Source organism: Flavobacterium sp. AED (assembly GCF_000812945.1).
GTDB lineage: Bacteria > Bacteroidota > Bacteroidia > Flavobacteriales > Flavobacteriaceae > Flavobacterium.
The window spans coordinates 174,984-190,166 of record NZ_JSYM01000002.1; the positions used below are offsets into that span (position 1 = coordinate 174,984).

The window sequence follows — 15,183 nt, forward strand, 5'->3', positions numbered from 1 at the left end:
TGGTATGATTTTTGGTTTTAAATGAAAAAAAATAAGTCAAATTCTTAATAAATAATTACAAAAAAAACATGAATTTAGAAAAAATATTAGCCATTTCTGGGAAACCGGGCTTATACGTATTAAGAGTACAAACGCGTACTGGGTTTGTTGCGGAATCATTATTGGACGGAAAAAAAATTACAGTTAATTTAAAAAGTAATGTGAGTTTATTGTCTGAGATTTCTATTTATACGTATGAAGGCGAAAAACCGTTAGCTGAAATCATGCAAAAAATTGCTGATAAAGAGAACAAAGGCCAAGCAATTTCACATAAAGAAGATAATGCGGTTTTATTAGCTTATTTTAAAGAAATTTTGCCAGATTATGATGAAGAAAGAGTATATCCTTCTGATGTAAAGAAAATCTTGAATTGGTATAATATGCTTCAAGCAAAAGGGTTAGTTACTGACGAAACATCGGCTGCTGCAGTTGCAGAAGAAGTTGAGGTTACAGAAGAAACACCAGCAGTTGAAGCTCCTGCAAAAAAAGCAAAAGCTAAAAAAGAGTAATTTCAATTTTAAATAATATTTAATCCTGTTCAGTCATTTTCTGGACAGGATTTTTTTATTTTTACAAAAAACCATTTCAATATGAATTCAAGAAAAGACCAGTTGCAAGCTTTCGAAAGATTATTAGATATTATGGATGATTTGCGAGAAAAATGTCCTTGGGACAAAAAGCAAACTATGCAAACTTTACGTCATCTTACTATTGAAGAGACTTACGAATTAGGAGATGCTATTTTAGATAATGATTTAAACGAAGTCAAAAAGGAGTTAGGTGATTTGTTATTGCATATTGTTTTTTATGCCAAAATAGGAAGCGAAACAAACGATTTTGACATGGCCGATGTTTGCAATGAAATTTGCGAAAAGTTAATTCATCGTCATCCTCATATTTATAGTGATGTAGTGGTGAAGGATGAAGAAGAAGTAAAGCAAAACTGGGAAAAACTAAAACTGAAAGAAGGTAAAAAGTCCGTTCTTGAAGGTGTTCCAAAAAGTTTACCTGCATTAGTAAAAGCAAGTCGAATTCAAGATAAAGTTAAAGGAGTAGGGTTTGATTGGGAAGAATCCCATCAGGTTTGGGACAAAGTTCAAGAGGAATTGGAGGAATTGCAAGTTGAGGTTGAAGCTGGAGATCAGGATAAAATTGAAGCCGAATTTGGAGATGTTTTATTTTCGATGATCAATTATGCCCGATTTCTTAACGTAAATCCCGAAGATGCTTTGGAACGCACCAATAAAAAATTCATTAAACGCTTTCAATATTTAGAAAGTAAAGCGGGAGAATTGGGGAAACCATTAATGGATATGACCCTTGCTGAAATGGATGTTTTTTGGGAAGAAGCGAAGCGTCTTCCTAATAAATAGGAATTGGAAATCTATGATTTCCAAATAACTCAATTTTGGGAAGAAGCGAAGCGTCTTCCTAATAAATAGGAATTGGAAATCTATGATTTCCAAATAACTCAATTTTGGGAAGAAGTGAAGCGTCTTCCTAATAAATAGGAATTGGAAATCTATGATTTCCAAATAACTCAATTTTGGGAAGAAGCAAAAAAATTATAACGTTCAGTATTAAATAATTAAAATTACCCAATGCCAGAAAATAAAACCGAGTTAAAACGTTCTTTAGGATTAATAGATGCCACCAGTTTAGTTGCCGGTTCCATGATAGGCTCAGGGATTTTTATTGTTACATCGGCAATGGCAAGAGATATTGGTTCTGCTGCTTGGTTATTAGTTATATGGTTAGTTACTGGTATTATAACAGTTGCTGCAGCATTGAGTTATGGTGAATTAGCAGGAATGATGCCTAATGCGGGCGGACAATTTGTTTATATTCAACGCGCCTATGGAAGATTAGTTTCCTTTCTCTATGGCTGGACAGTTTTTACGGTAATTCAAACGGGAGTTATTGCAGCCATTGCAGTTACTTTTGCTAATTATGCGGCTATTTTTTTTCCTGTTTTAGACCATACACTTTTTAAAATAGGCGCTAGTTTTATTTTTTCGTACCAAAAAGTATTGGCGATTTCGAGTATACTATTGCTTACGTATATTAATACGAAAGGAGTAGAAAGTGGAAAAACGGTTCAATTGGTTCTTACTTCGGCTAAATTAATAGCGCTATTTGCATTGATTATTTTGGGATTGTATGTTGGTTTACAAACAGATGTTTTATCCAATAATTTCACAAACATGTGGGAAGCCAGCAAAACAGTTGTGAATCCTGACGGAACAATTACGGTCACAAAATTAGCGGGAATGGCACTTTTAGGCGCTGCAGGAGCCACAATAATCAATTCGTTATTTTCTAGTGATGCTTGGAATAATGTGACTTTTATTGCAGGAGAAATCAAAGAACCCAAAAAGAATATTCCACGAAGTTTGTTTCTTGGGACCTTGATTGTTACCGTTATTTATGTTTTGGCAAATCTGGCTTATTTAGCTTTGTTACCGATGCACGGAACACCAAATGCAACTGATATTGCCAGTAACGGAATCATGTTTGCCAGTAATGATAGAGTTGGGGCAGCTGCAGCAAGTATGATTATGGGAAATGTTAGTGTTTTTGTGATGGCTGCGTTAATCATGGTATCTACTTTTGGGTGTAATAGCGGCTTGATTCTTTCGGGAGGAAGATTGTTTTTTGCAATGGCAAAAGACGGATTATTTTTTAAGCAAGCAACGGAATTAAATAAAAACCAAGTTCCTGCCAAAGCATTATGGGTACAATGTATTTGGGCTTGTGTGCTTTGTATTTCGGGAAAATTTGGGGACTTATTAACGTATGCGACTTTTGCGTCGTTATTGTTTTATATATTGACAATTTTAGGTGTTTTTATCCTTAGAAAAAAAGAACCAAATGCAGATAGACCTTATAAAGCGTTTGGTTATCCATTTGTACCGGCACTTTATATTGTGGTCACTATGGCGATTTGTCTTACCTTATTGATTTATGATACGTTCAATACGGGATTGGGATTGTGTATTGTGGCTTTGGGAATTCCAGTTTATTATTTTGTAATGAACAAAAAGGATTAAGTTATTCAGCCAGTTTTTTTAGTTTGTTGATTTCTTTCAAAACTATCTTTTTACCAGTCAATTCAATCAGTCCTAGTTTATTAAAATCAGATAATAATCGAATACAGCTTTCTGTGGCAGTACCAATCATACTGGCTAATTCATCTCTTGAAAGTTGGATTTTTAAAGAATTATCTTCATTTTTCCCAAAGGTGTCATGTAAATAAAGAAGCGTTTCCGCTAATCTTTCTTTGACAGTTTTTTGGGCTAAATTGACCATGTGATCATCTGCTTCTTTTAAATCTCCACAAATGGTTTTCATTACATTCATTGAAAACTGATTGTTCTTATCAAAGTATCCCATTACTTCCGACTTTGGAATAAAACAAACCTCCATGTCTTCAAGAGCAACAGCACTTAGATTTACAGGTTCGTCACTAATCATGGAACGTTGACCTAATAATTCTCCTTTAGTTACCAATTTTACAATATGATCCTTACCATTTGGACTCAGTTTTGTGAGCTTGCAAATACCATCCTTAACACAATAGATACCATTGACGTTTTCACCTTCTTCAAAAATCACTTCCCCTTTTTTAATAGTGTGAGATGTTTTGCAGTCAGAAAGTTGTAGTAATTCGTTTTTAGTAAGTGCTTTTAAAGAGCTAAATTCTCTAACGATACATTGTTCGCATTTGCTCATAATTGGAAGGTATTTTAAATCTATTACAAATTTAGACATTTATATGACATATATCATATTTTTAACTCATTCAATTTGTCACCTTTGTTTCAGGTAAAATGAGCAAATTTATGGACACACAAAACTGTTTCCATTGTGGATTAGATATTATAAAAGAAGATGAAATTATTTTTGATGCCAAAAATTTTTGTTGCAACGGATGCAAAACCGTGTACGAGATTTTTAGCCTCAATGATTTGACATGTTATTATGATTTTGAAAAATCCCCTGGAGCAACCCCGCAAGAAATTAATGGTAAATATGATTTTTTAGATAATGAGAGTATTGTATCCAAACTTTTGGAATTTGAAGAAAATTCAACCGCTATTATTTCACTTAGTATTCCTCATATACATTGTAGCTCGTGTATTTGGATTTTGGAAAATCTACAGCGTCTTCAAAAAGGAATAAACACTTCTCAAGTTAATTTTCCTGAAAAAAGAGTCCGAATCACTTTCAATCCCGAAGTTGTTTCTATTAAAGCTATTGTTTATTTATTGAGTTCTATTGGTTATGAACCTTACATAAGTCTTGAAAACTATGAAACGGGAACTAATAATGTCGATAGAAGTTTAACGTATAAATTAGGTGTTGCCTTCTTTTGTTTTGGAAATATAATGTTGCTTTCATTTCCAGAATATTTTGAAGTTAAAGAATTTTGGCTAGACCAATACCGAGATTTTTTTAGAGGAGCCATTTTTATATTATCATTACCCAGTTTTTTCTATTCAGCCAGTGGCTATTATGTTTCGGCGTATAAAAGTATTAAATCTAAAATGCTCAATATCGATATTCCTATTGCTTTGGGAATTATTGTGATGTTTGTGCGAAGTACGTTTGACATCTTTATGAATTACGGATCTGGATTCTTCGATAGCTTAACAGGATTGATTTTCTTTATGCTTTTGGGTAAAATGTTCCAAATCAAAACCTATAGTTTTTTGAGTTTCGAAAGAGATTTTAAATCTTATTTTCCAATAGCAATTACCAAGATTAATACCGATACTACTGAAGAAAGTGTAGCGATTTATGAAGTTCAAAAAGGCGACCGATTACTCATTAGAAACCAAGAATTAATTCCTGTTGATGGGATTTTAATTTCTGAAAAAGCAGAAATCGATTATAGCTTTGTTACTGGAGAAGCGGTTCCTATTACCAAACAATCAGGTGATAAAGTATTTGCAGGAGGAAAACAAATAGGTAAAGTAATAGAAATGGAGGTTTTACATTCGGTTTCACAAAGCTATTTGACACAGTTGTGGAGTAATGATGTGTTCCAAAAAAATGTAGAACAAAAACACAAAACCATTACGGATCGAATTAGCCGCTATTTTACGCCCATACTTTTATTAATTGCGTTTGTTGGATTTGGATATTGGATTTCTATTGACGCTAATGTTGCTTTTAATGTGTTTACAGCGGTATTGATTGTTGCTTGCCCATGTGCATTGGCATTGACGGCCCCATTTACTTTTGGAAACGTATTGCGAATTTTAGGAAAACAGAAATTCTACCTCAAAAACGCTTTAGTTATTGAACAATTAGCTAAAGTTGACACTATAGTTTTTGATAAAACGGGAACTATTACAACTAATAAAAAATCGAATATTTCCTATGAATCCTCCCCCAACCCCTCCGAAGGAGGGGAGCAAAAAAAAGTAGAGACAGATACAAATTTAATATTGATAAAAAACGCACTTCGTGGATCAAACCATCCATTGAGTAGAATGCTGTATGACTTTTTACCTGAAATGAAAAGATTAAAAATAGATGATTTTGAAGAGATTACAGGGAAAGGAATTAAAGTAAAAATAGAAGGGAATATAATTCAAATTGGTTCGGCAGAATTTTGCGTACCTCCTTTATCTGTCTCGTCTCCCTCCCCTTCGGGGAGGGTTGGGGAGGGGAATACCTCTGTCCATATAAAAATTAACGGTATTTATTATGGAAAATTTATTTTCAACAATCAATATAGAGAAGGGTTAGAAGAACTTTTCAAAAATCTAAGCAGTAAGTATCAAATTAAGGTTTTATCTGGCGATAATGAAGGGGAAAGAGCAACATTAGAAAACCTTTTGCCCAAAGGCACGGAATTAATCTTCAATCAAAAACCGGAAGAAAAATTAGATTTCATTAAAAAATTACAAGAAGAAGGCAAAAATGTGATGATGGTGGGTGATGGATTGAATGATGCCGGAGCTTTGGCGCAAAGCAATGTAGGAATTTCAATTTCTGAAAATGTGAATGTTTTTTCACCGGCTTGTGATGCTATTCTGGATGCTAGTCAATTTCAAAAATTAAGCTATTTCTTGAGGCTTTCTAAAAATGCGATAACAACCATAAAGATGAGTTTTACGCTTTCACTTTTATACAATGTGGTTGGATTGTCATTTGCGATTACAGGAAATTTATTGCCTTTGGTAGCGGCTATCATTATGCCTTTGAGCACAATAACTATTGTAAGTTTTGTGACTGTGATGAGCAGCTATTACGCAAATAAAAAATAGAATTATATAAGTTTTTGAACTGCGCTTTCACATGTTTTTAACATAAAACAAGAAGTATGACAAATGTCATATTTTACTACAAAACGTAAAAGTAACTTTGTTAACACAAATTAAGGTATGAGTGTCATTTATTTATTAATCTCCATCAGTATAATAGTCGCGATAGGGTTTTTTATTGCTTTTATAAGAGCGGTAAAAACCGGTCAATATGATGATGATTATACACCGTCAGTCAGAATGCTTTTTGACGATGAGCTTTTGAAATCAACCCAAAAAGAAGAGCGACCCGAAAAACAAGATGAGAAGTAATTGAATCTGAAAACTCAATAACTTTTAGCCTTAAATAGTAAACTTTTAAATTAAAACAGATTTAATTATGGAAATGCAGCAGTTTTATTATGACAACAAAATTGTAAAAAAATTCATTTACGCAACCATCGTCTTTGGAGTCGTAGGGATGTTAGTGGGGCTTACATTAGCCTTTATGTTCCTTTTTCCAAATGTAACCGATGGAATTTCGTGGTTGAGTTACGGTCGATTAAGACCTTTACACACGAATGCAGTTATCTTTGCTTTTGTGGGAAATGCAATGTTTGCAGGGATTTATTACTCTTTGCAACGATTGTTGAAAGCCAGGATGTTCAATGATTTTTTGAGTAATCTTCATTTTTGGGGATGGCAATTGATTATTGTTGCTGCTGCCATATCATTGCCTCTTGGGTATAGTTCTTCAAAAGAATATGCCGAATTAGAATGGCCAATTGATATAGCAATTGCAGTGATTTGGGTTGTTTTTGGTATCAATATGATTGGAACCATTTTAAAACGTAGAGAGCGCCATTTGTATGTTGCGATTTGGTTTTACTTGGCAACTTTTGTTACTGTAGCTGTTTTACATATTTTCAATAGTTTAGAATTGCCGGTTTCACCCATGAAAAGTTATTCTGTTTATGCAGGAGTTCAAGATGCATTAGTGCAATGGTGGTACGGACATAATGCGGTTGCGTTTTTCTTGACAACACCTTTCTTAGGATTAATGTATTATTACGTTCCAAAAGCGGCGAATCGTCCCGTGTATTCTTATAGACTATCTATTGTTCACTTCTGGTCATTGATTTTTATTTATATCTGGGCTGGTCCTCACCACTTGTTATATTCAGCGTTGCCTAACTGGGCACAAAATTTAGGAGTAGCTTTTTCTATCATGTTGATTGCACCATCTTGGGGTGGAATGATAAACGGGCTTTTAACTTTGAGAGGTGTTTGGGATAAAGTGCGAGTAGATCCAGTTTTAAAATTCTTTGTTGTGGCCATCACTGGTTACGGAATGGCAACTTTTGAAGGGCCAATGTTATCGTTGAAAAATGTAAATGCGATTGCGCATTACACGGATTGGATTATTGCTCACGTTCATGTAGGGGCGTTAGCCTGGAATGGATTTATGGCTTTTGGTATGATATATTGGTTGATTCCCAGAATGACTAAAAGCACTTTGTATTCTCTTAAATTAGCTAATTTTCACTTTTGGATAGGTACTTTAGGGATCATTTTATATACAATTCCAATGTATGTTGCTGGGTTTTTACAAGCTTCTATGTGGAAACAGTTTAATCCAGATGGAACGTTAACTTATGGTAACTTCCTTGAAACTGTAACTCAAATTATGCCAATGTATTGGATGAGAGCTATTGGTGGAACTCTTTATTTAATTGGGATGTTTTCTTTAGTGTATAATATTATCCAAACCGTTAGATTAGGTTCTAAAATAGAAGACGAATTAGCTGAAGCACCTGAATTAATAAAAATAAGTTCTGGAAGAGTTAAAGGAGAGAAATTTCATCCTTGGTTAGAAAGAAAACCTATTCAATTGACAATCTTAGCAACTATTGCTATTTTAATTGGTGGTGTTATTCAAATTGTACCTACGATTATGGTGAAATCAAATATCCCAACGATTGCCAGTGTAAAACCCTATTCACCTTTAGAATTGGAAGGGCGTGATTTATACATTCGTGAAGGTTGTGTAGGGTGTCACTCTCAATCTGTTCGTCCTTTCCGTAGTGAAGTGGAACGTTATGGACCACAATCTAAAGCAGGGGAATTTGTATACGATCATCCATTCCTTTGGGGGTCAAAACGTACAGGTCCTGATTTATTGAGAGTAGGTGGAAAATACAATGATAACTGGCATTTCAACCACTTTTGGAGTCCTCAAAGTATATCTGCAGGTTCAATTATGCCAGGTTATAAATGGCTTTTTGATAATAAACCGATGGATATTTCTCTAACTCAAAGCAAGATGAAAGCCATGGTTACACTTGGTGTTCCTTATACTGATGCTCAAGTTGCAAATGGGTTGAATGATTTAAGAGCGCAAGCCATTAAAATTGAAGAAAGCTTGAAAAACGATCCTGACTTTGTAAAAAGCTATAATGATAGCAAGAAAAAAGCAGAAGCAAGAGGAGAAAAATTTATTCCAATGAATGAAAGAGAAATCGTAGCAATGATTGCTTACATACAAAGACTTGGAACGGATATTAAAGTAAAAGATATAGCTAAAAAATAAAAGTCATGTTCGAACAAATTAAACACAATATGGAAACTATCGAGGGAGTTGCGATATATCCAATCTTATCGTTATTAATCTTCTTCGTCTTTTTCATTGGACTTGGAATTTGGGTTTTCTCTTATAAAAAAGACAAGATTACTGAATTAAGCCAAATCCCTTTGAACGACAATTAAATAGTATAATTTTTTAAAATTTAGAAAATGAAAAAATTAATTCCAGCATATGTAAGAGTACCGGTTGTTTTCTTTGCTGTATTTGGAGCAATGGAGTATTTTATTGATTCAGGTGACAGACCAGCTTTTATAAAATTCCCAATGGTTGCTGTCTTTTTATTTGTGTTTCTATTCCTTTTGATAGCGATAGAAATTACAATGAGCGCAGTCGATAATATTACCTATCAATTGATGACAGAAGAACAGAAACAAAAATTGGAAAATGTTACTTCTATTAGTTTTAAAGAAAAAGCATGGTTCAAAAACCTGATGAAAAGTTTAACTAAATCAGTACCATTAGAAAATGAAAATCAATTGTTACTGGAGCATGATTACGATGGCATAAAGGAATTAGATAACAATTTGCCGCCTTGGTGGGTTTATTTATTCTACGCTTGTATTCTTTTTGGGGTTGTTTACATGGTTCGATATGAAGTTTTAGGAGCCGATAATCAAGAAATGGAGCTTAAAAAAGAAGTAGCCCAAGCCAAAATTGATATTGCTGAATACATGAAAACTGCTCCAGATTTGATGGATGAAAAAACAGTTGTTTTATTGACGGAGCCTGCGGATTTAGCGGCTGGTAAAACAATTTTTTCTGCAAATTGTATTCCTTGTCACAGAGCTGATGCTGGAGGACAAATTGGGCCAAACTTAACGGATAACCGTTGGATTTTGGGTGGAGGAATCAAGAATTTGTTTCACACTATTACAAATGGAGGCCGCGATGGAAAAGGGATGATTGCCTGGAAAGGTACTTTGAAACCAAAAGATATTCAGCATGTTGCCAGTTATGTATTGTCTTTACAAGGAAGCAATCCAAAAGATCCAAAAGCACCGGATGGTGAAATTTGGGTTGATGAGAATGCTCCCAAAATCGATGCTACTGTTACTTTAAAAACAGATAGTACTCCAATTAAAAAATAAAAAAATGTCAAAATTACCAGACGAAGCTTTTAGAGATACCATCGGAACGATTGATGAAGAAGGAAATCGAAAATTTATTTTCCCTAAAAAACCTTCCGGTAAATTTTATGATTATAGAAAGTGGGTCAGTTACTTTTTACTGATTGTTCTAGTTGCCAATCCCTTTATAAAGATTAATGGCAATCAGTTCATGATGTTTAATGTGTTGGAAAGAAGATTCAATATTTTTGGATTTCCATTTTGGCCACAAGATTTTTATCTTTTCGTTCTTTTTATGATTGTTGGAGTCGTATTCGTGATTCTTTTTACGGTGATTTTTGGACGAATATTTTGCGGATGGATTTGTCCGCAGACTATTTTTTTAGAAATGGTTTTCCGCAGAATTGAATATTGGATTGAAGGGGATCGTGGTGCCCAAATTCGTTTGAAAAAACAAGAGTGGAACGCAGAAAAAATCAGAAAAAAAGGACTTAAATGGACTCTGTTTTTAATCATCTCCTTTTTTATTGCCAATGTCTTTCTGGCGTATCTTATCAGTAGTGATACCTTGTTTTTAATGATTGAAGAAGGTCCTGAAAATCATGTAAGTACTTTGGTTTCACTGTTGATTTTTACTGGTGTATTCTACTTTGTTTTTGCTTGGTTTAGAGAACAAGTTTGTATTATAGCCTGTCCTTACGGAAGATTACAAGGTGTTTTGTTAGATGATAAATCGATAAATGTAGCGTATGATTTTGTTCGTGGTGAAAAAGAATTAGGAAGAGCTAAGTTCAACAAACAAGAAGATAGAGCAGTCACTGGAAAAGGGGATTGTATTGATTGCAAACAATGTGTGAATGTTTGTCCAACCGGAATTGATATCCGAAATGGGGTTCAATTGGAATGTATCAATTGCACTGCTTGTATTGATGAATGCGATACTATTATGGAAAGTGTTGGATTGCCAAAAGGCTTAATTCGTTATGCATCAGAAGATGAAATTGAGAAAAAAATCAAGTTCAAATTCACTCCAAGAATGAAAGGCTATTCTGCTGTATTGTTTATTTTGACAGGAATTTTAATAGGATTATTGTTTTTACGGACAGATGTCGAGGCTAGTATTTTGAGATTGCCTGGACAATTGTTTCAGCATAAAGGAGATAATATCAGTAACATCTATACTTTTAAGATCATCAATAAAACCAACAATGATTTTAATGATATTCATTTCAAATTAGTTGGAATAAGGGGAACCTTAAAAGTAGTAGGAAAACAAGATTTCAAAATTCCTAAACAGGGTATGAATGGGGGAACTCTATTTGTGGAAATCAATCAAAATTTATTAGACAGCGATAAAACAAAATTAAAAATTGATGTCTATAACGGAACTGAAAAAATTGAAACAAGCACAACTAGTTTTTTAAGTCCGCGAAGTTTTGATTAGGGAATTAGTTTAGGATTAAAATATATAAATAAAATATCATGAAATTTAATTGGGGAACAGGAATCGTCATTGCATTTGGTCTGTTTATGACCTTCATTTTATATTTTGTTTTCAAAGTACAATCGGATTCAAAATATGATAATGAGTTGGTTGTAGAAGAATATTATAAACATGATGTTCATTTTGGGGATGAGATGATACGAATTCAAAACGCACATGATTTGGCTCAAAGACCAATAATAACTACTACTTCAGATGGGGTTACAATAGTATTCCCGGATGTATTTGTTCCAAAAAACATTAAAGGAAAAGTGTCCCTTTACAGACCGTCTACTAAAAAATTAGATTTTGAAATTCCAATTTCGCTATCTAATCCTACTTTGCTCATACCTAAAAAAAGTTTGGCAGGCGGTCGTTGGGACATTAATATGGAATGGCAATATGAAGGTAAATCCTATTTGACCAAAGAAACGATATACATCAATTAGACTTAAACAATGCTTTACACGGCTTTCATTTTCGGTTTAATAAGTAGTTTTCACTGCATAGGAATGTGTGGGCCAATTGCTATGATGTTACCCGTAGATAGAGCGAATCAGGCTAAAAAAGTCATCCAAATTATTACATATCATTTAGGAAGATTGACGGCGTATGCCACCATTGGGTTTATTTTTGGTTTGGTTGGAAAAGGTTTTTTTATGGCTGGTTTACAACAGAAATTATCGATATTCATCGGTGTTTCCATGATTGTTATCGTTTTAACTCCTGATAAATTATTTGCTAGATATAATTTTTCAAAACCAGTTTTCAAAATAATCTCTAAAATTAAAACGGCTTTAGGAAGTCAGTTTAAAAACAAGAGTTACAAATCACTATTTACTATTGGTTTACTCAACGGGTTTTTACCTTGTGGAATGGTTTATGTTGCTTTATTTGGTGCCATTGCCATGCAAAGTGAAAGTCTTGGAGTTTTGTATATGATCCTATTTGGATTAGGAACTGTTCCTATGATGAGTAGTGTAGTCTATATTAATTCATTTTTGACCGTTCCTATTCGAAACAGCATCCAAAAAGCAATTCCTTATGTTGCCGTAATCATTGGCGTATTGTTTATCTTGAGAGGATTGGGATTGGGAATTCCTTATGTTTCGCCATCTAATATGAGCTTGTTTGTACAGGCCAACCCTAATTGTCATTAATTTTTAATTCATAGCATATAAATAAAAGCACGCCATTAAGCGTGCTTTTATATTTTTAAACAGTAACAATCACTAAATTGTCATCGAAAATAATTCGGTTTCAGGAGCTTTCCTTTTTAAACGCAAGTCAAATGCCATACAAATATTGCGAACATAAGGTTTTCCTTTTTCGGTAACCTGAATGGTATTTTCATTTATAATTACTAATCCATCTTGTTCCATTTCCTTTAACTGAACTAAGACTTCAGGAATTTCATCAAAATAACCTTCGTTTTTTTGCCAGGAAGTTTCAAATTGACACATTAAATTCAAGATGTGTTTTCGGATGATGAGGTCTTCATCAGTCAATAAATGGCCTCTGAAAACAGGTAATTTGTCCCATTCTAATATTTGATAATAATCTTCCAGATTCTTTACATTTTGAGCAAAACTATACCAACTGTCACTAATAGAGGAAACACCCAATCCAATCATTAATTGGGTTTTTGAGGAGCTATATCCCATGAAATTGCGATGCAATTTCCCGTTTTGGAAAGCGTCATGTAAACTGTCCGTTTTCAAAGCAAAATGATCCATTCCTATTTCATGATATCCATTTGCGTACAATAATTTTTTGCCTGTTTCGTACAACATTCTTTTTTTATCATCTTTTGGAATATCTTCATCATTGAAACCGCGTTGTCCATTTCCCTTAATCCAGGGAACATGAGCATAACTATAAAAAGCCAATCGATCGGGTTGTAATGATTTTGTTTTCTCAATAGTATCGATAACATCTTCAATTTCCTGAAATGGCAATCCAAAAATGATATCATGACCTATGGAGGTATAACCAATTTCTCTTGCCCAAAAAGTAACTTTTGCTACATTGTGAAAAGGTTGTTCTCTATGAATTGCTTTTTGAACTTTTTCAGAATAATCCTGAACACCAAAACTTACTCTACGAAAACCTAAATCGTAAAGTTTTTGTAAATGTTCATGTGAAGTATTGTTTGGGTGTCCTTCAAAGCTAAATTCATAGCCTATTGCTTTGTTAGCATGCGAGAAGATTCCGTTTATTAAATCCTCCAGATTTTTTGTTGAGAAAAAGGTAGGAGTTCCTCCACCTAAATGAATTTCTTTTATAGTTGGTTTTTCTCCAAGAATTTTACAATATAAAGTCCATTCTTTCAAAACGGCATCTATATATGGATTTTCAACCGCATGATTTTTTGTAATACGCTTATTGCAGCCACAAAAAGTACATAAGCTTTCGCAAAAAGGCAAATGGATATACAAACTGATTCCCTCAGAAGAATTACTCGATATAAATGATTTTTTTAAAGTTTTTACCCAAATTTCATCCGAAAAATCAGTTTCATCCCAGTAAGGAACCGTTGGATAACTAGTATATCTGGGACCAGGAACATTGTATTTTTGAATTAGAGAATTTTTCATTGTAAAGGCATTTTGCATAACCAAAAGTAGCATTACTCTTAAAAATTTAAAATGATAATTATCATATTAAAAATAGCATTTATAAAAAAAGAGACTGTCTTTTTGGAACAATCTCTTTTAGTGAATTAATAGTTTAGGAAATACAATCTGCAATAATTTTTGTCCATTTTTGTGCCAATACATGGTCTTCGTACAAACATTCCTGGTCAATTATTTCGTTTTCAATAGTGTAAAATTGAACTAATTCTTTTTTATGGGCTTCTTTGTATCCAAATTCAAATTCGATTTTTATGATTTTAGCCGAATTGTTCTCCGTTGTAGCAACCAGTTTGCAAGAAGCAATATCATTTAAATTAACAAAAGTGACTACTTCTTCCGGAGCGTTAAAATCCATTAAAAGGAAGCCTTTGTTTTTTTCGTCCAACGCCAATACTTTTTTGTTTTGGGTTTCAGTTAATTCAAAATCGGAATGATTATTTTGACTGTATTTCTTCTTTATCTCCTTGATTTTATTTTTGTTAATGACATTAGAGCGAAATACAAAGAATAGCGGAATGCCTATTAAAATTGTTATTATAAGGCCTATTATAGTTACGGATGTATCCATTTTTTTATTTTTGAGTTATTTGTAAAGCATGTTAAATTCGATTGAAAACCAATTGGAATTCATTCGAAAAAGAAAGATAAGTGTATCTTCTAATTACGGAATCAGGGCTTAAATCACCAAAAATAATGGAAAGGAAAGAGTAGCAGCGAAACCATTTCACATCGATTGATGTCTTGTTTTGCATGACGAGAAAAGAATTTTAGGACTTTAAAATCCGGAATTGCAACTTGAAAATTTTCAAGATGTTTTGCAATTGTATAATCGGTAGTTTTATAATGGAATCCAATTATATTGTTCGCGTGTGGTTGAATAAAAACCGATGTATGAATGCTGTCAGGAGAAAAGGAAGAACTGGTTTTTTCTGTTTTAATTTTTTCAATAGGAGATTGATTTGCACTAAAAGCAAATAATAAAACTATTGAAAGTCCAATAAAAACAACTGTTTTCTTAATCCAATTCATTTTGCAAATTTAAAATTAACAGCTGACAGTA

15 protein-coding genes are annotated in these 15,183 nt (G+C 33.4%); 11 read left to right on the forward strand and 4 right to left on the reverse strand.

All coding sequences use genetic code 11. The annotated features are described in order from the left end of the window. Positions 1-68 precede the first annotated feature (68 nt). The 3 genes from OA85_RS10000 to OA85_RS10010 all read left to right on the forward strand — a co-directional run bounded on the left by OA85_RS10000 (position 69) and on the right by OA85_RS10010 (position 3,089). The gene (locus OA85_RS10000) at positions 69-548 is read left to right on the forward strand and encodes a DUF5606 domain-containing protein (RefSeq protein ID WP_039109619.1); all 480 of its coding nucleotides are present in this window, start codon (positions 69-71) and stop codon (positions 546-548) included. 81 nt (positions 549-629) lie between these two features. Then, positions 630-1,412, forward strand: a complete 783-nt coding sequence (gene mazG, locus OA85_RS10005) for a nucleoside triphosphate pyrophosphohydrolase (RefSeq protein ID WP_039109620.1) — start codon at positions 630-632, stop codon at positions 1,410-1,412. Positions 1,413-1,640: 228 nt separating this feature from the next. Next, a complete protein-coding gene (locus tag OA85_RS10010; protein WP_039109621.1) occupies positions 1,641-3,089 on the forward strand; it encodes an APC family permease in 1,449 nt (482 codons plus the stop codon). A gap of 1 nt (position 3,090) precedes the next feature. On the opposite strand, the gene OA85_RS10015 is transcribed toward OA85_RS10010, so the two are convergent. Then, on the reverse strand, positions 3,091-3,771 hold the full coding sequence (locus OA85_RS10015) for a Crp/Fnr family transcriptional regulator (protein ID WP_039109920.1): 681 nt from the start codon (positions 3,769-3,771) through the stop codon (positions 3,091-3,093). Between the two features lie 110 nt (positions 3,772-3,881). Here OA85_RS10015 and OA85_RS10020 point away from each other — a divergent pair, with 110 nt between their 5' ends. From OA85_RS10020 to OA85_RS10050, 8 genes are all read left to right on the forward strand, one after another. Beyond that, positions 3,882-6,317, forward strand: coding sequence for a heavy metal translocating P-type ATPase metal-binding domain-containing protein (locus OA85_RS10020; RefSeq protein ID WP_039109921.1), 2,436 nt, complete (start codon positions 3,882-3,884; stop codon positions 6,315-6,317). A gap of 117 nt (positions 6,318-6,434) precedes the next feature. After that, entirely contained in the window at positions 6,435-6,626 is a 192-nt protein-coding gene (ccoS, locus tag OA85_RS10025) for a cbb3-type cytochrome oxidase assembly protein CcoS (RefSeq protein WP_039109622.1), read from the forward strand. Positions 6,627-6,693: 67 nt separating this feature from the next. Continuing rightward, positions 6,694-8,883 carry a cytochrome-c oxidase, cbb3-type subunit I gene (gene ccoN, locus OA85_RS10030; protein WP_039109623.1) on the forward strand — a complete coding sequence of 730 codons (2,190 nt, stop codon included), beginning with the start codon at positions 6,694-6,696 and terminating at the stop codon, positions 8,881-8,883. 5 nt (positions 8,884-8,888) lie between these two features. Then, positions 8,889-9,059 (forward strand): CcoQ/FixQ family Cbb3-type cytochrome c oxidase assembly chaperone, encoded by a 171-nt coding sequence (locus OA85_RS17215; protein WP_082014155.1) that lies wholly within the window; start codon positions 8,889-8,891, stop codon positions 9,057-9,059. A 27-nt stretch (positions 9,060-9,086) separates the two neighbouring features. Then, positions 9,087-10,025 carry a cbb3-type cytochrome c oxidase N-terminal domain-containing protein gene (locus tag OA85_RS10035; RefSeq protein WP_039109624.1) on the forward strand — a complete coding sequence of 313 codons (939 nt, stop codon included), beginning with the start codon at positions 9,087-9,089 and terminating at the stop codon, positions 10,023-10,025. 4 nt (positions 10,026-10,029) lie between these two features. Next, positions 10,030-11,448 (forward strand): cytochrome c oxidase accessory protein CcoG, encoded by a 1,419-nt coding sequence (ccoG, locus tag OA85_RS10040; RefSeq protein ID WP_039109625.1) that lies wholly within the window; start codon positions 10,030-10,032, stop codon positions 11,446-11,448. Positions 11,449-11,486: 38 nt separating this feature from the next. Further along, positions 11,487-11,936, forward strand: a complete 450-nt coding sequence (locus tag OA85_RS10045) for a FixH family protein (RefSeq protein ID WP_039109626.1) — start codon at positions 11,487-11,489, stop codon at positions 11,934-11,936. 9 nt (positions 11,937-11,945) lie between these two features. Then, positions 11,946-12,647 carry a sulfite exporter TauE/SafE family protein gene (locus OA85_RS10050; RefSeq protein WP_039109627.1) on the forward strand — a complete coding sequence of 234 codons (702 nt, stop codon included), beginning with the start codon at positions 11,946-11,948 and terminating at the stop codon, positions 12,645-12,647. Positions 12,648-12,719: 72 nt separating this feature from the next. Here OA85_RS10050 and hemN read toward each other — a convergent pair whose 3' ends face one another. The 3 genes from hemN to OA85_RS10065 all read right to left on the reverse strand — a co-directional run bounded on the left by hemN (position 12,720) and on the right by OA85_RS10065 (position 15,152). Further along, a complete protein-coding gene (gene hemN / locus OA85_RS10055; RefSeq protein ID WP_039109922.1) occupies positions 12,720-14,084 on the reverse strand; it encodes an oxygen-independent coproporphyrinogen III oxidase in 1,365 nt (454 codons plus the stop codon). A 133-nt stretch (positions 14,085-14,217) separates the two neighbouring features. Continuing rightward, the gene (locus tag OA85_RS10060; protein ID WP_039109628.1) at positions 14,218-14,691 is read right to left on the reverse strand and encodes a hypothetical protein; all 474 of its coding nucleotides are present in this window, start codon (positions 14,689-14,691) and stop codon (positions 14,218-14,220) included. 113 nt (positions 14,692-14,804) lie between these two features. Next, positions 14,805-15,152: a hypothetical protein gene (locus tag OA85_RS10065; protein ID WP_039109629.1), complete on the reverse strand. Its 348-nt coding sequence runs from the start codon at positions 15,150-15,152 to the stop codon at positions 14,805-14,807. Between the last annotated feature and the right edge of the window lie 31 nt (positions 15,153-15,183).